Genomic DNA, 20,333 nt, shown 5'->3' on the forward strand with positions numbered 1-20,333 from the left:
TATGGAGGCCTTTTGCTAGTTTCTGGTTTAACAAATTTCGGTATAACTGCAGGTAATTGGTATTTTTTGGAAAACGGTCGGATTAAATATCTTTGGAGGAAATTTAATAATGACACAAAAATTAGCAAAAATGTCTGCAAAACAGCACTTTAAATCGTATAAGAGTGGGAAACACTGGGTAACTGTTTGTTTAACCAGTGTGGCTCTTTTAGGTGTAATGTCAATTGCACCTAAAGCCTCAGCAGCTACAACACAGGTAACTTCGACAAATGATACTACATCAGTTAATGATAAGGCTGCCACTGCAACAGCGACAAAGCAGGTTACATTAACTTCGGTAAGTACTACTCAGCAAGACCAATCAGTAGTAACTCATACACCAGCAGCGGCAACGAAAACTGATACAGATGAGTCGGCTGGTAATGTTAGTACTGAGGCATCAAAGACAACTTCAGATGCAAGTTCAGATGCAAGTTCAGATGCAAGTTCAAATTTTGATGAAGCTAAGACTGTATCTACGGCAAATAACGCACAACAGACCAGTGTTAAAGATTCGACTGCAGCGACAGTTGCGAAGCAGAACACCAACCCAACAAGTGGGCAAAATGTGACAGCCCAAGCTGCTACAGCCAATCCCAAAGCTGCGACTACTGGATTTACTGCCCGTACCGGAGAAACTTCTCAGGTGACTACGAGTTATTATGATACTGAGAACCACGCATCAATTGGCGGTGCAACTGAAGCTATTCCAGTAGGTACTTCTATGGCCATTCCGGCGTTCACTGTTAATACCGTAAATGGGAAGCAGGGCGTTTTCAAATTAATGTCATATATGCTGGACGGGACCACTTATGATATTGACCCTATCACTGGGGCCACTGTAACAATCCCGAATGAATCTGCTACTACACTTCAGCTAAACGTAGTGGTGAACCCGCTGGCCTATCAGAAGATTATTTATCAGCAACAGCACGCAACAAACACAACGGGAGCCACAATTGCGTATGCTACTGCGGCAGATCAGACACCTAATACGGTCAATCCAACCGCTGGCTATGATACTACTGGAGAGGTAACGGTCACCGTGACACCAACTGATCTTGGTACTAGTCAAGGGCTTTCCGAGATTACCTTTAAAGTGAATAATGCAGCTCAGACGGTATTGGATAGTCCCAGAGACGCTGAAAATAATTTAGCAACCTATCAGCAAGTTGTTAATTACTTGACACAGTTTGGTATTGGCTTAGATGGTACTGTTACGATGCCAAATTATCTGACTGCTTTAGCGTTGAGCACTGTTGATTTTATCGTTCCCGTTATTGATCAAGGTAAAGTGAACGTCAGCTATACTCACGCAGATCAAGTGCCAATCAATCCAGCCATACCAGCTGTGACGTTATCTACGGATGGAACTGGGAAAGCTGAAATCCTTTCGAATGACCCGGACAATAGTGGTCAAGGTAAAACGGCTACTCTAACACAGATTATTCTTAAGACGGCTGCGACAGCAACAGCGCCGGCTAGAGAGTTTATTTATGCGTTTGACAGTTATGATCAAGCAGCCAATACGTTTGACCGGATTTTTGCGACCATGAAAAATTATGATACAGCGACTGGCACCTATCAGGGCAACTCAGCTACTTCAAATGTTCAGGGTAACATTGGCAGCTGGTATGATCAGATGACCCAACTATTTGGGCTAGGTGTACCGTATATCAATGATCCTTCTAACCGTGCTGCTGACAGACTTATCCAGAATTTGCTTGAAAAAGGTATTGGAATTGACGGATCTGTGAAACCAACAGCGACTGATTTTTTAAATAGTCTAACCGATGTTCAGTTTGTTTATGCTGGCAAGGGACAAAAAAATCCCGGGAGAGTTGGCAATTTCACCTTTCAGGTTGTGACAACTGATGGTCAGGTACTTCAGACTCAGACAGCGCCAAACTACGTTGTACCAAAAGATAAGAACGTCCACTATGGTGGAATGGACACGCTTTATCCAGTTGATCCTAGCCAAGTTCTCTACCAGTCGTGGGGCTATCAAGAAAAATTAACCAGTTCGGATGGTCAATCAATCAATATCGATGTTCCAATGGGCTATCAGGTCGTTTCGTCTAAGCCCGTGAACCTTGTTCAGGTGACCAAGGATCGGTATACCGGAGCTACTATCACGATCAACGGGGTTCTGGAAAATGATCCTGATCTCAAAGCTCAGTATTTCAATATGAAAGACCCATCACAAGATTCCGTGTATACGCTGATTGTTAAGCTATTACCTGCACAAACGACTGTGAATTACGTTGATGAAACTGGTACTCAGTTAACGCCAACGAAGACGTTGAATGGTGCTTATGATGCCGCTATGAAACAAGCGAGCTACGATAAGCTGCCAGGTGCAGAGGTCTCGTTAGCTAGCCACGGTGCTTTACAGCAAATCATTGTTGAAAATTCACCAACAGGATCATACCTTGGGAATACACCTCAGGGAGTTGCTCTCGGTATGGTGCCGTATAAATATGCTAGATATACCTTTGACCCAGTTAATCCGAAGGGCGAAGTAACAGTGGAAGCTTATGACACGTCAGATAATATAAAGCTTAGTACAAAGTTGCCCTATGATGAAGCAGTTGTTACCCTGAAAGCCAATGGCCTAGACGTAGATGGAACGGTAGCGGCACCAAATTACTTCACTTTTGAGACAATCCAAGGCGTTCAGTTTGTTTACGCTAAGGTAGCTCCTACGACTCCTGATGGCAATCCTGATAAAACACCGGATAACAATCCTTCACCAACTGACGGTACTACTACGCCAACGGATAATAATGCTGGTAGCACGACACCTGAAACTAATCCAAGTATTACACCAACGGATAATAATGCTGGTAGCACGACGCCTGAAACTAATCTGGGTACGACACCAACAGGCGATGATTCAAATAAGCCGGCAACTAACAACGAAACTGCACCAGCGACGGCACCAAAGCAGGCAGTGAGAACAAATGGTGCTTTAACTAACGTAACGTCGGCTGCAATCACTAGCAGTGCAAATGCATCGGGCGTGACTACACCAACACAAACTGAAGTTGTTCAGTCTCGGTTAGCAACTACCACTACTGGTAAATTACCACAAACTGATGAGCGAACTAGCAGTAGTCTTGCGTTGCTGGGTTTAAGTCTAATGAGTTTAGTTGGGCTTGGTACGTTTGTTGGCCGAAAACGGCGTAACTAGGGTTCCATTTTCTAAAAATACTTCTTGATTAATGATCTTAATCTTCTACAAATAAGCGCTACTCCATCTTGGAGTGGCGCTTATTTGTGATTCATGCTGAAAATAGTTGTTGTGACAGACTTCACTATTTGTATCGACTTTTATTTTCTCGTCAAATATTTCTCGTTTAAAAGGTCATTTTAAGGTAACCTATTAATAGTAATTTGGTCTATTCCTCTGTACCAAAGTTGAGGTCTGCCATTGAGTCCTCTAATGTTTCAAGTAAGTTAGCTTGTTCGATCAATTTGATCCAGGCTGACTGGGTTTGCTCGTCACGGATTTGTCGGGCAATCTTACCATGAAGTTGTTCGACAAATTCATCGAATAATTTGTCCGCTTGACGTTGAATGATTGCACTATTGTACCGGCGGGCAGGGGCCCGTTTGAGATTTTCAGCATTTAAATAGGGCAGTGCCTTAGCCATGAAGCGTGCCTCAACTTGACTGTTTTGGGCGAGGTAGGTCTGTAACTCTGAAGGATTCAACTCGTTCACATCACTTTCCGAACAAACGTTCTTCCTAGTAGTATAACCGAAATGTCGCTTTAGATAAACAGGAGATTTATTATGAAACGAATTCAGCTGCTATTATGTGGATTATTCGTCGTTGTGTTAATTCAAGGGTGTGGTCATAAGCGCGCTAGTGCTCCCGTGCCTAGTAAGCCGACCACCGAGTTTATACCGTCTACGAAGTATGAAGATGATCAGGAGCGGGTGGATCAACTGGCAAGTTTTGTGGCTGCTAACCTGGTGACCGCCAAAGGTGTCAACAGTCAAAATTCGGTAGGTAGTGATGTGCATCCACTGCTTTCTGAAACCGCTGGGCTTTGGCTAATTTATTTGGCACAGTCTGGTCAGAATACTAAATTTCGACGAGCCTACCAGCAAACGGTGGTGAATTTTGAAAACGATGGTTTGTTAATGTATCAGGTTCAAGCAGGCCATCAGCAACGTTCTAAGATGAATGCGACCTTAGATGATTTACGGGTGATTCGTAGCCTGGGACTGCATGCAGCCCAAACTCATAATGAGCATTATCAAACCAAAGCGATTCAGCGTTTTGCTGCTTTGAAACGCAAGGTTGGGAAGCACGGCCAATTGAGAGACTTTTATGACACGCAATTTCACCAGGTAAGTTCACTGACTTCAATGGCTTATTACGACCTGTTAACCCTGCGCGAATATGAAACTAAACCGGTTTTTAATGATCAGCTCCAGCTGGTTCAAAAGGGTTATCTGGGTTCTCAATTGCCATTGTACGCGACGAATTATGATTGGAATCGACGACAGTATTCAACCAGTCCATTAAACACTTCTGAAGCACTATTAACATTATTGCATTTGGCAGAAGTTAAACACTTGAGGGAACCATCCTTGCAGTGGCTGGCCCATCAGGTTACCAGCAGTACGCTATATAACCGTTATGAAGTCAGTGGGGAAGTCGATAACTGGGGTGAATCAGCGGCAAACTATGCGATTGCCGCCCGGATCTTTGCAGTGACTAGGCGGCCAGCTTTATACCAGTTAGCCATGAACCAAGTTTGGCGGTTTCAAATTCAGGATCGTCGTTCAGATCTGCAGGGCGGACTGGGAGATGATAACCAAAAGGTCAGCTATGCGTTTAACAATCTGCAAGCGTTGATTTCTGCCGGTTATTGAAAGTACCTGCTAAGCCATTTTTTACGGGTCCAGCATGGTAGAATGAAGGTAATCTATAAGTAGGAGGAATCGATCATGGCACAGATGAAGGCATCTCAAGCACTGGTAAAAGAACTCGCAAATTGGCAAGTTGACCACGTCTATGGTATTCCCGCTGATTCGCTGATCGACGGTTTTGCTGCAGAGCAGGATCTGATCCGCTACATTCAGGTTCGCCACGAAGAGGTTGGCGCACTGGCGGCAGCGGCTGAATCTAAGCTGACGGGTAAGATTGGTGTGGCGTTGGCAGCAGTGGGACCGGGTGCCATTCATCTGATCTATGGGCTGTGCGATGCGAAGATGGATCATACCCCCATGTTGGTGATTATCAGTAACGTGACCACTAGTATGATCAACACCCATTATCTGCAGGATATGGATGAAGATGAACTGTTCGCTGGACTAGATACCTTTCATCGCCAGGTCAGTGATGCCAAGCAGATTCCAGGCACGATTCGAGCAGCGATTCAGGCGGCTTATAAAACCCAGTCGCCATCGATCGTCATTATTCCAGATGACCTAGCCAACGTGGAAATTAATTACGAACCGATGCCAGTTCACCGTCTGGCTAAACCGGTCTTAGCAGGAACTGACGCACAGGTTGCTCAAACCGTTTCACTGATCAAGCAGGCAAAGCGGCCAGTCATGTTAGTGGGAAAGGGGATTCGGCATGCCCAGTCGGAAGTTGCCGCCTTTTCGCAAAAATTTGGCTTACCGGTAGTGACTACCGCACCGGCAGTTGGTTACGTTGCTAGCAATTTTGAAAATAATTTAGGCTCACTGGGAACGGTTGGGACGCAGCCGGCTTTTGAAGCCATGCACATGGCCGATCTTGTCGTGATGGTCGGAACCAGTTACCCGTTTATGCGCTTTATGCCACGTACCATTAAGACGATTCAAATTAATCAGGACAGCCAAGCACTGGGTGAGCAGTTCCCAGCGGTACAGCTGGTTCAAGCGGATGCGAAGACCTATTTAGCACAGGTCATAAAGACGCAGCCTGATCAGGTACCAGCCAGTGATTTTCTCAAGGCCTGTCATATTGCGCGCCAAAATTGGCACGGGTACTTAGATGAACGCGTGGCTGCCCGGCCAACAGGGCTACTGACTGCCGAGGCGGTGTTACGTGGGGTATCGCAGTTATCAACGCCGGATACCATCTATGGTTTGGATATTGGCAATAATATGGTCTGGTCAACGCGGATGCTGCCCTTTGGTAACGGTCAGGAGATGACCATGTCAGCCTGGTTCGGTGCCATGGGTTACGGCCTATCGGCTGGGATTGCAGCACAACTGAGTTACCCAGACAAACGGGTGATCACGGTTTCTGGCGACGGCGGTTTTTCGATGGTGGTGCAAGATCTGCTGACGCAGGTGCAATACCAGTTACCAGTGATCAACGTTGTGTTGGAAAATGGCGGCTACGGGTTCATTCGACAAGAAAAAGCCAAGGCCGGTCAAAGCGATTACGGTCTGAAATTTATGAATGCTAACTGGGCCGGGGTGGCTGAGAACATGGGCGCTATTGGATTACGTGTGACTAACGATCAAACGTTGACAGCTGCTATTCAAACAATCAAGCAACATTTAGCTGCCGGTGATAAGCAGCCCATCGTGTTAGATGCCGTGATTACGGATGAAGAACCGCTGGACACCAGCACGATGAAACTGGACCCCGATAAGTATTCCGACCGAATGATCGGTGAATTTAGGGTCAAGAACCATTTGGATGGCGACCGTTATCCATCACTTAGAAGAATTTTAAACCGACTAACAGCACAGCAGTGAGATTGGAGCGAAGTGGATCAATGGAATTTACGTGGACGGTCAACGAACCGGGCTTATCAGCTAAACAGGTCTTAAGTCAGCACGGGGTCAGCCACCGGATGTTTACGCAATTGAATCAAAGTAACGGCCAGATACTGGTCAACGGGGTGACTATAAAGCCGGCTGCTAAGGTGCAACCTGATGATCAGGTGACCCTAGTTGTACCGGTGGAGCCAGCAGATCCGGCAGTTCCGGTCAGTTCTGAGCCGGTACAGATCATTAATGAAGACGCCAATACGCTGGTGGCTTTGAAACCGGCTGGACTGACTTCTGTCCCGGGCCCCAGTAACCGTACTGATACGCTGGTTAACCGCGTTAAGGGACATTTGGTTGCCAGCGGTGATCAGAATTTGGTGCCCCACATTATTACCCGGTTAGACCGTGATACCAGCGGGCTGGTGCTAATTGCCAAGCACCGATTGGCGAATTCCTGGCTGAATCAGCAGTTAGCTGATCATCGGCTAAAAAAGCGCTATTTGGCCATTGTGAGCGGCCAGCTCAACTTGGACCATGACGTGATCAATGCACCGTTAAGACGTTCGGACGACGGGTTTGATCAGATCGTGGCACCGGACGGCAAGGCGGCACGGACCGAGTACTGGGTGCGTCAGCGCAGTACTAACTGGACGGTAGTGGAAGTCTTGCTGCATACTGGCCGGACCCATCAGATCCGCGCGCACTTTCGGTCGATTGGTCATCCGCTACTGGGTGATGAATTATATGGCGGGCCAATGGATCAGATCGCCCGGCAAGCCCTTCACGCTTACCAATTAGATTATCAAGATCCGGTGACGGATGCGCCACGGCATTTTGAGGCCGAATTACCGGCTGATATGTTAAAAGCGATTAAATGAGCAAGTTGAAAATAAATGCAGTTCACTGAATGATTATCTGAGCAAACTATGTTGAAAACTGGTGTAAGTTAAGAATTCATCTCATAATAAACTTTTTAGTGTAAAACGCTTGCTATTCTCTAGAATGTCTGTATTATAGCAACTATAAAAACAACTAAGGAGTGAATTTGATGACAACTAACGATGTGTCACAGCAGGCGATTGCAAAGATTTTAGACCAAATGGACGAAAATCTTTCTGAATTATCGTGGTTTGACTGTGACCTTAAAGACGATAAGTTTGTTAAGCATATGGCTGAAATGAGAGCTTCTCTAAAAGCTGCCAAGAAGCCGTTTGTTGAAAAAGACTTAGTCATAGAATAAACCGTTGCTGGCGACATAGTCTGTCACCCTTAATTTTGAAACAACATACTCAGACGATTTCCAAAAACCACCCGCTGCAAAACAGTCGTTTTGCAGCGGGTGGTTTTGCGTTAAACTATTGACGAGAGGAAGTGGAAACCATGGCGGAGAATTTAACGGTTCACTGTATCGTGGATGGCCAAGATTATCACGTGGATGAGGGTCTGTACCTAGCTGATCTGTCCACTGCGATTCGGCAGCGGGTCAAGCAGGATTATCCCCAAGCCAAGGTCACCGATTTTATTTGCGGGCATCATTTATTGAAATACCGGTTAGCTAACGTTGATGCAATGATCAGCTCTGATTTGAAACAGAGTCAGAAGATCAACCGGAAGCTGACCCGTGCGATGCAGAGTGATGACTATGAGATCACTGATGTGAACGAAACCCTCACTAAGAGTTTAACGTTTGGTGAGCGAATCGCGGATGATGTGGCGCGTTTCGGTGGTAGCTGGGGTTTTATTGGTATTTTTATCTTTGTTTTAATTTCCTGGATGCTGGTGAACAGTTTACAGCTGTTCGGCATTCACTTTGACCGGTTTCCATTTATCCTGCTGAACTTGGTCTTAAGCTGTATTTCAGCGATTCAAGCACCCATTATCATGATGAGTCAGAACCGTTCAGCAGACCGTGACCGGATGGCTGCTGAAAATGATTTTCACGTCAACCTGAAATCGGAACATGAATTACGAATCCTGCACGCTAAGCTGGATCATTTATCACAAAATCAAATTCCCCATACGCTGGAGATTGAAAAATTACAAATTGAAATTCTCTCTGAGATTCGCTCCGAATTAGCGGAGTTACGGGATCATCATAAGTAGCAAAAAAGGGATTGTCCCCATCAACTCTGATGGGGACAATCCCTTTGCTATTCAGTTAATCATCAAAAGTTTTTAATTTACCCCGAAAATCGTCAATGCTGGTATAGCCCTTCTGTTTCATGATATCGGTCAGTTCTTTGGCTAACCGATCAAAGAGCGGAATACCTTCGTACCCAAACTGCGTACCGATCTGCACCATAGACGCGCCGCAGAGGATGTGTTCAAACACATCGACGCCGTTTAAAATGCCACCAGTACCGACAATCGCAATTTCCGGCTTCAGCCGTAGTGCGAGACCACGGACGTTAGCCAGGGCAGTGGGTTTGACAGACGCTCCGCCAATACCGCCGTAACCACCCTTTGGCCGAATAACGACTTGTTCAGACTGCGGGTCAACGACGAGGGCGTTACCGATACTGTTGATCGAGTTGACGAAGGTGAGCGGGTACTGATTCAAGATCGCCGCAATCTGGTCAAAATGAACCAAATCAAAGTACGGTGGTAGTTTAACGCCCAACGGTTTGGTATAAAATTCGAATACCTGATCCAAAACGGTGTGCACCCGGTCAAAGTCATAACCGACTTGCGGTTTACCAGGAACGTTGGGGCAGGATAAGTTTAATTCTACGAAGCCGGTATATTCAGAAGCCTGAATCTGATGCAGCATGGCGAGGTTGTCTGCCAAACTGGTGCCAGCAACGGATAAAAAGTTCGTCGTGCCAGGCCGTTTTTGCTGGTCAGCGATGACGTAGTTTAAGTAGTAATCCAACCCATTGTTGGGTAGACCCATCGAATTAATACTGCCATGGGGCAGCGTGTGCATCCGCGGTGAGGGGTTACCGGCGCGTTTTTGAGGCGTCGCGCTTTTAGTGACGTAGGCCCCGGCATCCGACTGCACCAGTGCGTCCAAATCTCGTTTATTTTGACAACGAACCCCCGCCGCATTCATCATGCAGTTATTGAAGGTTCTGCCGCCAATCGTCGTTGCTAACATGTTCATCAAAAATCAGCTCCCTGTCTGAATTTATTTGGTCTTCAATTGCCGTTAACTCTACCTTAAATATTTGTCAGCGTCAAGGTGTACTTGATTGGGGAAACTTTTCAGAATTTTGATTGTTTCCAGCAGACAATTGCTACCAAGAACTGGTAAGATAGAGCTTAAATGTTTAAAGGAGGACCAGCTTTGAGTGAAAATGATAAACCAGCTTTAAAACTGGGTGACGATAAATTTGCCGAAATGATGCTGTTTTTGAAGACGCCCATCAATCAAAAAAATCACCGGGACTACCGGTTTGGTGAATCTGAACTGCGTGAATTGCAAGAAGGCATCTGGGCCATGCCAGCCTACCTGGAAGACGATGATCCTTACAGCCTGTTTTTCCTATTTACCACGATCGATACGGGCGAGATGGTCGTTGCCTTTGCGGAAGGGGAGCGACAGGACAAGCAGTTGAAGTTAGGCCAGCCGCTGACCACTGGTGCTGGGTTGAATAACCTCTTTGCTCACCAGGAAAAACGGGCGCAGCGGGTGCTGAAATTTTTGAATGACATTTCCCGGGCGGATGAAGCAGAGTGGCACCAGATCGTTTAGTCGATCAGCTGGCGTCATCTTAATGCTGCTTGACATCTAACGGGCTGAAATTTATACTTAGCTCAATTAATAAACCTTTTAAATTTAGTCCCGTGAGGCTAATAAAGGGTCGGCGCTGACAACAGCAAAAAACACGACACCTCTATACCTGCGGGCATAGAGGTGCTTTTTGTGTGGGTAATAGCAGATACACTATAAAACGATCAATGAGGGAGTGTTTTTGTTGGCGAAAAATGGGTTAGGACGGGTCCCCGCAATTCCAATGGCAGCCCGGCACATGTCTTACTGGGATATGTTTGCTACCTGGGTTGGTGCCAATGCCAATAACGGTACTTGGTATATCGGCGGTGTGATTGCGGCTTGTGGGTTCTTGACGGCTTCGACAACCTTAATCGTGGCTGGTATTATTTCGTATCTCTTACTGGCAGCAGCGAGTTATATGGGGTATAAAACGGGGCTCACGGCCATGACCTTGACGCGGGCGTCCTTTGGATTACGAGGCAGTCTGTTGCCTTCCGTCATTAATCTGGTTCAGTTTATCGGCTGGGCTGCCGTGAATACGTTTATTGCGGCCACCTCGATGAGTTTCCTGTTTCACGACCTGTTTGGCTGGCCAGTCTACGGTAAGCCGGGCGGATCAATGGGGGTGGTCGTCGGGATCCTCGTCATGAGTGTGTTTCACCTCCTCAGTGTTTCAGTCGGCCAGCGGTCAGTTCAACTGATTGAACGAATCGGCATCGTTTTGGTCTTTATCTTCGTAATCTGGGAAACCATTGTGGTGTTTAAAACGGTTTCGTTCCACGAAATTTTGAACTGGCAGCCACCGCACAATTTAAAAATGACGCCAGGCGCTGCCATTGATGTCCTAGCAGCTTTTAACTTGGCCTGGGTAACGGCAGCCAGCGACTTTTCTCGCTTTACTGGCGTCAAAAGAAACGCGACTCAAGCTGCCTTTTTAGGGGCTAACCTTGGCCTGTTCTGGTTCGCCTTTATTGGTGTCATTGCCACGATTGGGACGGCCATCACGTTGAACCATTTTGACCCCAACAACTCGGATCCTAGTACGATTGCTAGTAAACTGGGATTGGGCTTTCTAGCCATGATCGTCATTATTTTAACCAGTACGACTGCCAACGCGGTGAATTTGATGTCAGCTGGTTCGGCGCTCACCAATATGACGCGGCGGTTAAGTCTGAAGGTCAGTCTGTGGGTGGTCACCTTAATTGCCTGTGCAGTCACCTTCTTACCACTTTTTGTAGCCTCGTTTCTAACGATCTTTACGGCTTTTCTAGATGGTATCGGCATGGTACTTGGACCCGAAATCGGGATCTTCTTAGTCGACTATTTCTGGTTACGTCATCGCCAGTATCAGATTGACGACTTTACCAAGGTTCACGGGAAGTATTGGTATCAGGGCGGCGTTAACTGGATCGCCATTTTAGTTTGGGTGGTGTCAGTGGCCTGCTACATCGGTTTAAAGCACGTGGCTGTGATTGCAAACTCGATTGGGGCAACGTTTGTGGTGATCGTTTTGAGTATGCTGCTGTATGGTTTGCTGATGAAATTCACACAAAGACAGGTTCAATAGGTGTTCATTGAGGTTTGATAATGTTATTCTTACTATAGTGACAGGATATGACTAACTAATACTGGAAATACTTTTGAAGTTTGGCTTTGAATGTAGTTTGTTAAACGTCGCTAGTCGCTAAACGTGACAGCATTGCCATGGATGGCGCTAAAATGCGCTTTGAGTGTTCAGTGTAAGCTGGACCAGTAATCGTATCTGATTGACGGGTAAGTGAAAATTAAGAAATTGATTTTCTCAGTGCTAGTCGGTCACCCTGCCACTCGGAAGGTTCCTTCAGTGAAAAACTGGGGGAGCCTTTTTGTGTAAGGTGTGGAAGAAAGCGTTTAGGTAGTGGAGTGTAGTGAGCCATTGCGAAATTTGCCTAGGCTTGGCAAATTACGTAATGGCTCACTACATGCAACTACCTGCTTTCTGGAACCCGATTAGACTAGATAAGAGCCATGAACTTTATACGGCCGGAATCTGAGTTGTGGAACCCGATTCGGCTAGATAAGAGCAATGAACTACTTTGCCTGGGCTTGGCAAATTACGTAATGGCTCACTACATGCAACTACCTGCTTTCTGGAACCCGATTCGTCTAGATAAAAGCCATAAGACTACCCCCAAAACTTAGTGAATTCAAACGCTCACCCAGCCAACATCCCCACCCAAATCAACCGCACATCAACCAATAGTGCCTAACCTTATTTCACAAAATTCATGAGAAACTACAAAGTTTACCCGTTTCCAACCCCCATTTATCAAGCTTTTAAGATTAGAAAATTCTTCATGAAATTATTAGAAAATATTTTAATGAATTTGCTAGACATTCGTGAACGGAGGGTTTAAACTAGCAAAATCTTGTGAATAATAAAGGGGTGGAACAAATGTATTTACGTCGCGCAGAAATGAAGGATTTACCACAAATCGAATCAATCATCCAGGATGGGAAAACGCACCTGGCGGCTCAACACATTGATCAATGGCAGGGGGGATATCCCAATACCAGCGTCTTGGTCAACGACATTCAAAATGGGCACACAGTGGTCTTAGTTGAGGGTTACGAAGTGTTAGGAACGGCTGCGGTCATTCCAGCACCAGACGAAAGTTACCAAGTTATTGATGGTGATTGGCTGACGCACGACGATACGTACGTTGCCATCCACCGGGTTGCCGTATCCGCTAACCATCGTGGACAAGGGCTCTCCGGTAAATTATTTGCTGCCATTTTTAAGGAGATCGAAGCTAACTCTTCAATCAATGGCATTCGAATCGATACGCATCCGGATAATAAAGGGATGCAGCACGTTATCAAGAAGGCTGGTTTCAGTGATACGGGTACCGTTAAAGTATTAGCTGATTCACAGATCGTTCACGATTTTGCTTATGAAAAATTAACAACAGCTGGGTCGCTTGTCAAAACCCGCTAATTTGATTTGAACGTTTGCCCACGGGTGAGCGTTTTTTTGGCTTTAACTGCCTAACTTGTTAGCTGATTTTCCCTAAAAATGTGATAGTATAATCTTGTAGGGGGGAATCGGTATGGCAGAAGATAAACGCATGTCGGGTAAAAAATTTTTCACGGTCACCGTTTTAAACGGTGTTATTACAATCGTTGAAGCAATTGGTGGCTTATTGTCTGGCAGTCTGTCGCTGCTATCCGATGCCTTCCATAACCTGGGTGATACTTTTTCTATCGTGATCAGCTACATTGCCCATCGAATCAGTTTACGGGATGAAGACGAGCGCAATACCTTTGGTTATGGCCGGGCGCAAATTTTGGCAGCCATGTTAAATGCCCTGCTGCTGATTGTCGTGTCGATCTTTTTGGTGGTCGAAGCGATTAAACGGCTGAGCCATCCTGAAACGATCAATGGTGAACTCATGATGACGGTGGCAATCATTGGCCTGGTTGCTAATTTAGCTTCAGCCATTTTAATGCACCGTGGATCAAAACATAATTTGAATATGAAAGCCACTTATTTGCACCTGCTCAGCGATACTTTATCATCAATTGGCGTTATTTTCGGCGCAATCATGATTCAGTGGTACAATGTTACTATCATTGACCCAATTATCACGATCATAGTGGCGGCTTATATTACGTTTGAGTCATGGCCGATTGTCCGCCACACCATTACGATCCTGATGCAGGGGGCACCGCAAATGAATTACGATGCCATTAAGAAAGATTTAATGCAAATTGATGGGATTACAAGCGTGCACCACATTCACGTCTGGATGATCGATGAAAATCGCATCATGTTTTCTGCCCACATTAACATGCGTGATATGCTACTGAGTGAAGCTGAACCGATCTATCATCAGATTGAAGAAGTTTTAGCTAAAAAGTACGGTATCTGCCACGTGACGTTGCAGGCGGAAGATATTCGCGGACGTAATGAAGAAATGATTCTTAATGAAGATTTTGACCAGCAACTTTTAAATCGACAAAATGAAAAATAACAAGGAGTAAGATAGTATGACACCCATGAAAGAGGATTATTTAAAAATTATCTTTGAACTTGGTGGCGCAAGTGAGAAGGTGTCGAACAAACAGATCGCCATTAGTTTGAACATTGCAGCGGGTTCAGTCACTGAAATGATCAATAAAATGGTTGAGGAAGGTTTAGTTAACCACGAACCATACGCTGGAATTTCGCTGACTGATTCCGGTCGTGAGAAAGCGGTAACATTAGTTCGCAAGCACCGGTTATGGGAAACTTTTCTGGTTAAAAAGTTAGATTTTGCGTTGCCTGACTTGGACGTGGAAGCTGAAAAGCTGGAACACGTGACTAGCGAAAAATTGGCCAATGCCATGGACGACGCGCTGGACCATCCCAAAACCTGTCCTCATGGTGGGACGATTCCTGATCGTAACGGTCATTTTGACAGTGAATCCCACTTGATCTTAAATGCGGTAGAAGACGGTAAAACGGTCACGGTTTCCCGGTTTATTGATAACCATGATCTGCTGACTTATTTGGGTGATATCAAACTTGATATTGGTGATCAGCTGAAGGTCAACAAGCACGATCCGTTTGAAGGCCCAGTCTTAGTGACCAATTTAACCGATAAACAGGATTTGACGATCGGCTACAAGGCCGCTCACTATATTTTTGTCGAATAATTGTTAAGAGTAAGTTTAAGGGTAAAAAAGGAGCTAGTATTCCCGATAATCGCGGATACTAGCTCTTTTTAGTGTTGAGATTATAAAATCAAGAACAGTAAAATGGCGTTAACTAAAGCGGTCAGCAGCGGGCCAACGGTTTTGAACAGGCTTACCTTGAATCCAATTAGGCCGTCAAACAACTGGATTAGGGTCATGATCGTGGCTAAGCCAATTAAATAGGGCCGCGAAACAAAGATCACTAGGCCAATGGCGACAACGAGGATTCCTAAGCTTCTGGAGACTGCGTACTTGGCAGTGATCAGTCCGCTTGCTGGCTGTTTTTTGGCACTTACGTAAGCGTCAATGGAAAAGCCAAAGCTGACTGCTGCACTGATTAAAGTGAAGATGGCACATAAATAATAGGTCATTTGATAACTTGCCTCATTTCTAAGATGTTACTTGTATTTTTAAATATAACTAGCAATTTGTCAACCGCGCTGAATTTTGCTTGATTTTGAATGGTTCCTAGTAAAAAGTTCCCAATTCACGTAATTAAGGATAGCGCAACATTCTTGAGCAACGTATAATCTAAAGCAGGAAGTTTTTGAACGGAGATGGTTGGCATGACAAATGATCAGGGGCATTTGATGATTAAAACTGCGCTGCATGCAGGGCGCATCATGATTGAAAATGGATCCGAGGTCGCCAGGGTGGAGGATACGATTCGACGGATCGCGTTAAATGCCGGGTATCCCGATAGTAAGGTTTACGTGACGATTACCGGAATCATGATGTCGATTTCAGGCGAAGAAAACGCCCAGATCGAACCGGTGACATCGCGGTCGATTGACCTAGAAAAGATTACCCAGGTGAATGATCTGTCGCGGCATTTTGCGGCTCACAAGATTGATCTGGCGCAATTTGATGACCGATTGACGCATTTGGACCAGCATCCCCGGTATTTTCCGGTTTGGCTGCAGTTGATTTCCGCTGGCTTAGTGAGCGGTACTTTGGAAGTTGTTTTTCGAGGAAATTACCCAGACTTTTTAGTCAGTTGCTTAATTGGTCTGGTTGGCTGGGGTGTGTTCTACGGGATGAGCCAACTGGTCAGGGTGCGTTTTTTGAGTGAGTTTTTAGCCGCGACAGCAATTGGTATTTTGGCAATTTTAGCGGTTAAATTTCAGCTTGGAACTAATGCTGATGACATTATTATTGGCAGTGTGATGCCGTTAGTTCCTGGCGTGCCGCTGACTAACGCCGTCAGAGATATCTTAGCCGGTGATCTGGTCAGTGGTATTGCCCGGGGCATGGAAGCTTTAATGAGTGCCATCGCGATTGGCAGTGGGATCGCCATGATCCTGCAAGCGATGTGAGGGCGAAACGATGCTGAACTTAATAATGGATTTAATCTTAACTTATATTGGAACTGTCACCTTTGGTATCCTGCTTAATGTGCCGCGACGGGGGCTTAATATTGGGGGCTGGATCGGCGCACTCAGTTTTCTGTTCTACCGGCTCTGTATGATGGCTAACATGGGCATTGCCTTCGCTAACCTAGTTGGGGCGTTGATCATTGGTATTTTAAGCATGCAGGCTGCGAGGTACAAAAAAATGCCGGTCATTAACTTCAATATTCCGGCACTGGTACCGTTTGTTCCCGGCGGTCAAGCCTATCAAATGGTGAAAAACTTTGCGCTGGGCAACGTTTCCGAGGCGATTAGTTTTTTACTGCAAGTCATGATCATCTCGGGATCGATTGCCTTTGGTTTTTTGTTAGCTGAAATGGTTAATCGGGTCCAGGCGAGAGTTATGCTGGCGTTATCCAGTCGCTGGCGTCATGAACATCGGCATAATCCGAGACTGTAAAAAGAGTGTGCGGAAAAACTCGGTAGATTCCAGAATTTAACCCAATAATGCCCATTCCGGCGAACTTTGTCGGGATGGGCATTATTGGGTTAAATGGCCGTAATCTGAGTTTTGGAGCATGATTAGGCTATATTGAAGTATTAAACAAATGGTTATCTTTCTACTGTCTACAGTTAAGAGGTCAATTGAAATACTGACCAATAGGGCCTATGGTGCAGCTCCCTTTTACACAGTATGACCGATAATAAAACTAATACATAGAATGATTAAGACGGTGGTCGTGATCCAAACGTAGAGGGTGTCGTGTTCTTTATAGAACGCGTAAATGGAAACAACCACGCGTAAAACCGGGGTCAAAATCAAGCAGAACATGCCGACCATCATGACCGCGTAAGGTTTTAAAGCCACGGTGCCGGCAGCAATTGCGCTGATGGTGGTTGGCTGATGGCCAACTGGATAACCGCCGTTACCGTCATGAACCAGTAACAGGATCAAGCCAAACAGCATGATAATGGCAGCGACCACAACGCCAATTTGTAAGATGCGGCCAATGATCACTTCAATATGGTCCATTTCGTTTTCAGTTGCGCTATTTTGATGTGATTGATTGTCCATGTGATTAACCTCCAATGATTCCCTTATACAGCATCTGCAGGCCAATAAATAAAATGACCGGAATAAAGATCATCCGAATCACACGGGCCGGCAGCACCTGCATGATTCGTGAACCGATGACGGCACCAACTAAAATGCCCAATGCCAGCGGTACCGCAATATTGGGTAAAATTGACCCGTTAAAGAAGTAAACGGTGGCACTGGCTGCGGCGGTGACACCCATCATCAAATTACTCGTTGCAGACGATGGTTTTAGCGGCATTTTCATAAAGGTATCCATAGCAGTGACTTTAAAGGCCCCTGAACCGATACCCAGCATTCCACTCGCTAATCCAGCTCCCAGCATGACCAGAAAGCCTTGGGGGACTTGTTCAACTTGGTAATCGACGCGTTTGAATTCGGCCTTATCGAAATAGGAGCCGTTCAGTTTTAATTTAGTGGCAATGGGGTCGGCCTTGACGTTATTCAAAGCTTCTTGGCCCCGTCTTAACTTACGCCACATGTTCCAACCGGAAAAGACCAGCAGCGCACCAAATAGGAGGTACAGATACTTAGGATCCAGAACGCCAGTGAGCAAGGCCCCGGCGATCCCACCAATGGTTGTCGCAATTTCCAGAAACATGGCCACTCGCAGGTTTAAGACTTCATCTTTTAGGTAAGCAATTGTGGATCCCGAACTCGTTGCAATCACAGCGATGATACTTGCACCAATCGCATACTTGATATCTAAGCCCATCATTAACGTCAGTACGGGTGTGATGATGATGCCGCCGCCCAGGCCGAGAATGGCACCAGCAATTCCCGCAAATAGGCCGACACCCATCATTATTAACATTGTTTGAATCATGATAAATTCCTCTCTTGAACCGTTAGTAAAATCCACCTCACCAACTTTAGCATATTTTTGATACTCTGGGTATGCGAAAATGGGTGTATCCGGATACAATTTTGCCCTGATATTTCTAAATTTTCTACTAACAATCCGAATCCAATATCAGGCATGTGATAATGTATGCTATACTCAATTTCGCAGTATCAATTCGTTATTAATATTGGGAGGATGTAACAATGATTATTCAAAAAGAGCGAGATCGGCCGTTTCGCTTATTAGTCAGTAGCGGACTGTTCGTCTTTTTAGCGGCTGTTGTTATGGCACAATCTGGACTACTGGAATTCATCGATAGTGTTCTCATTCAAGCCGTTCAAAAACATCAATCCGGCACCAAAGAAGCGGTGATGAAACTCATTTCATCTCTGAGCAGTCCCACGTTTGACATCATCTGGGTACTGATCATTGCTTTTCTGCTGTGGGGATTTAAGTATCGGATTCCCGCACTGTGGGCACTTGGTACCTTGATTGGCGGCGACGTGATCGCCACGTTAGTTAAGCATATCGTTGCGCGGCCGCGGCCAATTGGCCACCTGGCAAGTGACAACGGGTTTAGTTTTCCCAGCGGCCACGTTTTTGGGATGACGTTGATCATTGCCATTCTTTGGATCGTGGTGGTGCCGATGATCAAAAAAGACTGGCAGGCGATTTTAGTGAGAACCGTGATGATCATCTGGTTGATCTTACTGGCCTTATCACGGGTCTATCTGGGCGCCCATTATCCAACTGACACCATTGGCGCTATGCTGCTGGCCTATGCCTGGTTGCAGATCAGCGAGTGGTTATACCTCTGGCTAGCACCGAAGTTAGCACACGTGAAATTATTGAATCGTTCAAGCTATTAGTTTTACTGAAAGCATTAGACGAAAAACAGGTGAGCAGTCGTTTCTTGACTGTTCGCCTGTTTTTTGATTGATGTAGCCGAGGTTTACCGGCTAGTTGTACGATTTTTCAGCAAATTAAGGCCGATATTACAACGTGGCGTTTAGCCATTCTTCGGCGAGCTTCAGCCAATGGGCCACGTGCGGCTGGTTGGCGTCACGCTTCCAAGCGGTTAAATGGTTAGCTAATGCCAGACCATGGGGACCGTGATTGAAGAGGTGCAGTTCCATCGGAATTTGAGCGGTATTTAACGCACTAGCGTAGGCCAGACTGTTAGCTGACGGGACCAGTGGATCGTCCGCGGTTGCCCAGATAAAGGTTGGCGCATTGTGCGCGTTAACGTGTTCATCGGCTGCGATAACGTCAGGATCATCAGCCCATTGTGCCAGTACCCCGTCTTTAGTGGGAAAGCCCAGTTTAGGGCTGATCACCGGATAGCCTAGCAGAATCGCCTGCGGCTGCAGCTCATCCGCCGTTGTGCCAACCTGGTCAGTTAACCATTCTGAAGCCCAGTAATCGTTATAAAGGGCCACGATATGACCGCCGACAGAAAAGCCGGCAATTGCGATGCTTTCAGGGTCAATGAGCCAGTCGGCAGCGTGCTGTCTTAATAGGGCCATCGATTTGCCTAATTCGACTAACGGTGCCGGATGCAGCGGCTGTTTTTCAGCCACGAAGCTGTAGCGCAGGTAAAAGGCCTGGTAGCCCAAGTTAGCAAACGCCATTGCCAAAGTTTCCGACTGCTGTTCCGGAATGTGGGTGTAAGAGCCCCCCGGAACTACAATAATTGCCGGGTAGGTTTGATCGGGGTTATCGGGATCAGTTTGTCTTAAGTAACCTTGTAAGTAAGCGGCGGTATCGTCGCCAAGTGATTCTTTAACAATTTGCATAGTCATCATCCTAATTGTCATCTATAATTAAATTAACCCAACAGTGT

The 20,333-nt window shown here is 45.9% G+C and carries 20 protein-coding genes; 14 read left to right on the top strand and 6 right to left on the bottom strand.

Features of this window, described 5'->3' with window-relative positions; genetic code table 11:
- The first annotated feature begins 109 nt into the window (after positions 1 to 109).
- Positions 110 to 3,232, top strand: coding sequence for a KxYKxGKxW signal peptide domain-containing protein (locus tag CES79_RS01235; RefSeq protein ID WP_089136082.1), 3,123 nt, complete (start codon positions 110 to 112; stop codon positions 3,230 to 3,232).
- A gap of 208 nt (positions 3,233 to 3,440) precedes the next feature.
- Here the strand turns inward: CES79_RS01235 and CES79_RS01240 are convergent, their stop codons facing one another.
- Complete coding sequence (locus CES79_RS01240; protein ID WP_054653885.1) at positions 3,441 to 3,755, bottom strand: hypothetical protein; 315 nt, start codon at positions 3,753 to 3,755, stop codon at positions 3,441 to 3,443.
- An 81-nt stretch (positions 3,756 to 3,836) separates the two neighbouring features.
- On the opposite strand from CES79_RS01240, the gene CES79_RS01245 reads away from it, so the two are divergent.
- The 5 genes from CES79_RS01245 to CES79_RS01265 all read left to right on the top strand — a co-directional run bounded on the left by CES79_RS01245 (position 3,837) and on the right by CES79_RS01265 (position 8,873).
- Positions 3,837 to 4,928, top strand: coding sequence for a hypothetical protein (locus tag CES79_RS01245; protein ID WP_054653887.1), 1,092 nt, complete (start codon positions 3,837 to 3,839; stop codon positions 4,926 to 4,928).
- Between the two features lie 75 nt (positions 4,929 to 5,003).
- Positions 5,004 to 6,755, top strand: coding sequence for a thiamine pyrophosphate-dependent enzyme (locus tag CES79_RS01250; RefSeq protein ID WP_089136084.1), 1,752 nt, complete (start codon positions 5,004 to 5,006; stop codon positions 6,753 to 6,755).
- Positions 6,756 to 6,775: 20 nt separating this feature from the next.
- Positions 6,776 to 7,648 carry an RluA family pseudouridine synthase gene (locus CES79_RS01255; RefSeq protein WP_054653893.1) on the top strand — a complete coding sequence of 291 codons (873 nt, stop codon included), beginning with the start codon at positions 6,776 to 6,778 and terminating at the stop codon, positions 7,646 to 7,648.
- A 170-nt stretch (positions 7,649 to 7,818) separates the two neighbouring features.
- A complete protein-coding gene (locus CES79_RS01260; RefSeq protein WP_054653895.1) occupies positions 7,819 to 8,010 on the top strand; it encodes a hypothetical protein in 192 nt (63 codons plus the stop codon).
- Positions 8,011 to 8,150: 140 nt separating this feature from the next.
- Positions 8,151 to 8,873: a DUF1003 domain-containing protein gene (locus CES79_RS01265; protein WP_054653897.1), complete on the top strand. Its 723-nt coding sequence runs from the start codon at positions 8,151 to 8,153 to the stop codon at positions 8,871 to 8,873.
- 55 nt (positions 8,874 to 8,928) lie between these two features.
- Here CES79_RS01265 and CES79_RS01270 read toward each other — a convergent pair whose 3' ends face one another.
- Complete coding sequence (locus CES79_RS01270) at positions 8,929 to 9,873, bottom strand: dihydroorotate oxidase (RefSeq protein WP_170173501.1); 945 nt, start codon at positions 9,871 to 9,873, stop codon at positions 8,929 to 8,931.
- A 183-nt stretch (positions 9,874 to 10,056) separates the two neighbouring features.
- Here CES79_RS01270 and CES79_RS01275 point away from each other — a divergent pair, with 183 nt between their 5' ends.
- The 5 genes from CES79_RS01275 (at position 10,057) to CES79_RS01295 (ending at position 15,162) form a co-directional block, all read left to right on the top strand.
- The gene (locus CES79_RS01275) at positions 10,057 to 10,464 is read left to right on the top strand and encodes a hypothetical protein (RefSeq protein WP_225362275.1); all 408 of its coding nucleotides are present in this window, start codon (positions 10,057 to 10,059) and stop codon (positions 10,462 to 10,464) included.
- Positions 10,465 to 10,687: 223 nt separating this feature from the next.
- Positions 10,688 to 12,052 carry a cytosine permease gene (locus tag CES79_RS01280; protein ID WP_408005817.1) on the top strand — a complete coding sequence of 455 codons (1,365 nt, stop codon included), beginning with the start codon at positions 10,688 to 10,690 and terminating at the stop codon, positions 12,050 to 12,052.
- 867 nt (positions 12,053 to 12,919) lie between these two features.
- Positions 12,920 to 13,462 (top strand): GNAT family N-acetyltransferase, encoded by a 543-nt coding sequence (locus CES79_RS01285; RefSeq protein ID WP_089136086.1) that lies wholly within the window; start codon positions 12,920 to 12,922, stop codon positions 13,460 to 13,462.
- Positions 13,463 to 13,574: 112 nt separating this feature from the next.
- Positions 13,575 to 14,498, top strand: coding sequence for a cation diffusion facilitator family transporter (locus CES79_RS01290; protein ID WP_054653899.1), 924 nt, complete (start codon positions 13,575 to 13,577; stop codon positions 14,496 to 14,498).
- Positions 14,499 to 14,514: 16 nt separating this feature from the next.
- A complete protein-coding gene (locus tag CES79_RS01295; RefSeq protein ID WP_054653901.1) occupies positions 14,515 to 15,162 on the top strand; it encodes a metal-dependent transcriptional regulator in 648 nt (215 codons plus the stop codon).
- An 80-nt stretch (positions 15,163 to 15,242) separates the two neighbouring features.
- Here CES79_RS01295 and CES79_RS01300 read toward each other — a convergent pair whose 3' ends face one another.
- Positions 15,243 to 15,572 carry a hypothetical protein gene (locus tag CES79_RS01300; RefSeq protein ID WP_089136087.1) on the bottom strand — a complete coding sequence of 110 codons (330 nt, stop codon included), beginning with the start codon at positions 15,570 to 15,572 and terminating at the stop codon, positions 15,243 to 15,245.
- Between the two features lie 195 nt (positions 15,573 to 15,767).
- Between CES79_RS01300 and CES79_RS01305 the strand changes: the two genes are divergently transcribed.
- Entirely contained in the window at positions 15,768 to 16,517 is a 750-nt protein-coding gene (locus tag CES79_RS01305) for a threonine/serine exporter family protein (protein WP_089136135.1), read from the top strand.
- A 10-nt stretch (positions 16,518 to 16,527) separates the two neighbouring features.
- Positions 16,528 to 17,010, top strand: coding sequence for a threonine/serine exporter family protein (locus CES79_RS01310; RefSeq protein ID WP_089136088.1), 483 nt, complete (start codon positions 16,528 to 16,530; stop codon positions 17,008 to 17,010).
- A gap of 225 nt (positions 17,011 to 17,235) precedes the next feature.
- Here the strand turns inward: CES79_RS01310 and CES79_RS01315 are convergent, their stop codons facing one another.
- Both CES79_RS01315 and CES79_RS01320 read right to left on the bottom strand, forming a co-directional pair.
- Entirely contained in the window at positions 17,236 to 17,625 is a 390-nt protein-coding gene (locus CES79_RS01315; protein ID WP_054653905.1) for a DUF1634 domain-containing protein, read from the bottom strand.
- Positions 17,626 to 17,629: 4 nt separating this feature from the next.
- Complete coding sequence (locus CES79_RS01320; RefSeq protein WP_054654041.1) at positions 17,630 to 18,472, bottom strand: sulfite exporter TauE/SafE family protein; 843 nt, start codon at positions 18,470 to 18,472, stop codon at positions 17,630 to 17,632.
- A 221-nt stretch (positions 18,473 to 18,693) separates the two neighbouring features.
- On the opposite strand from CES79_RS01320, the gene CES79_RS01325 reads away from it, so the two are divergent.
- Positions 18,694 to 19,359: a phosphatase PAP2 family protein gene (locus CES79_RS01325; RefSeq protein ID WP_054653907.1), complete on the top strand. Its 666-nt coding sequence runs from the start codon at positions 18,694 to 18,696 to the stop codon at positions 19,357 to 19,359.
- Between the two features lie 126 nt (positions 19,360 to 19,485).
- On the opposite strand, the gene CES79_RS01330 is transcribed toward CES79_RS01325, so the two are convergent.
- A complete protein-coding gene (locus CES79_RS01330) occupies positions 19,486 to 20,286 on the bottom strand; it encodes a lp_1002 family arylesterase (RefSeq protein ID WP_089136089.1) in 801 nt (266 codons plus the stop codon).
- Between the last annotated feature and the right edge of the window lie 47 nt (positions 20,287 to 20,333).

This window comes from Secundilactobacillus silagei JCM 19001, from assembly GCF_002217945.1.
Taxonomy (GTDB): domain Bacteria; phylum Bacillota; class Bacilli; order Lactobacillales; family Lactobacillaceae; genus Secundilactobacillus; species Secundilactobacillus silagei.

Excerpts from the sequence above, each read along its gene's own strand:
- CES79_RS01235 (WP_089136082.1), top strand. The coding sequence starts at position 110 with ATGACACAAAAATTAGCAAAAATGTCTGCAAAACAGCACTTTAAATCG.
- CES79_RS01245 (WP_054653887.1), top strand. The coding sequence starts at position 3,837 with ATGAAACGAATTCAGCTGCTATTATGTGGATTATTCGTCGTTGTGTTA.
- CES79_RS01250 (WP_089136084.1), top strand. The coding sequence starts at position 5,004 with ATGGCACAGATGAAGGCATCTCAAGCACTGGTAAAAGAACTCGCAAAT.
- CES79_RS01255 (WP_054653893.1), top strand. The coding sequence starts at position 6,776 with ATGGAATTTACGTGGACGGTCAACGAACCGGGCTTATCAGCTAAACAG.
- CES79_RS01260 (WP_054653895.1), top strand. The coding sequence starts at position 7,819 with ATGACAACTAACGATGTGTCACAGCAGGCGATTGCAAAGATTTTAGAC.
- CES79_RS01265 (WP_054653897.1), top strand. The coding sequence starts at position 8,151 with ATGGCGGAGAATTTAACGGTTCACTGTATCGTGGATGGCCAAGATTAT.
- CES79_RS01270 (WP_170173501.1), bottom strand. The coding sequence starts at position 9,873 with ATGAACATGTTAGCAACGACGATTGGCGGCAGAACCTTCAATAACTGC.
- CES79_RS01285 (WP_089136086.1), top strand. The coding sequence starts at position 12,920 with ATGTATTTACGTCGCGCAGAAATGAAGGATTTACCACAAATCGAATCA.
- CES79_RS01290 (WP_054653899.1), top strand. The coding sequence starts at position 13,575 with ATGGCAGAAGATAAACGCATGTCGGGTAAAAAATTTTTCACGGTCACC.
- CES79_RS01295 (WP_054653901.1), top strand. The coding sequence starts at position 14,515 with ATGACACCCATGAAAGAGGATTATTTAAAAATTATCTTTGAACTTGGT.
- CES79_RS01300 (WP_089136087.1), bottom strand. The coding sequence starts at position 15,572 with ATGACCTATTATTTATGTGCCATCTTCACTTTAATCAGTGCAGCAGTC.
- CES79_RS01305 (WP_089136135.1), top strand. The coding sequence starts at position 15,768 with ATGACAAATGATCAGGGGCATTTGATGATTAAAACTGCGCTGCATGCA.
- CES79_RS01310 (WP_089136088.1), top strand. The coding sequence starts at position 16,528 with ATGCTGAACTTAATAATGGATTTAATCTTAACTTATATTGGAACTGTC.
- CES79_RS01315 (WP_054653905.1), bottom strand. The coding sequence starts at position 17,625 with ATGGACAATCAATCACATCAAAATAGCGCAACTGAAAACGAAATGGAC.
- CES79_RS01320 (WP_054654041.1), bottom strand. The coding sequence starts at position 18,472 with ATGATTCAAACAATGTTAATAATGATGGGTGTCGGCCTATTTGCGGGA.
- CES79_RS01325 (WP_054653907.1), top strand. The coding sequence starts at position 18,694 with ATGATTATTCAAAAAGAGCGAGATCGGCCGTTTCGCTTATTAGTCAGT.
- CES79_RS01330 (WP_089136089.1), bottom strand. The coding sequence starts at position 20,286 with ATGCAAATTGTTAAAGAATCACTTGGCGACGATACCGCCGCTTACTTA.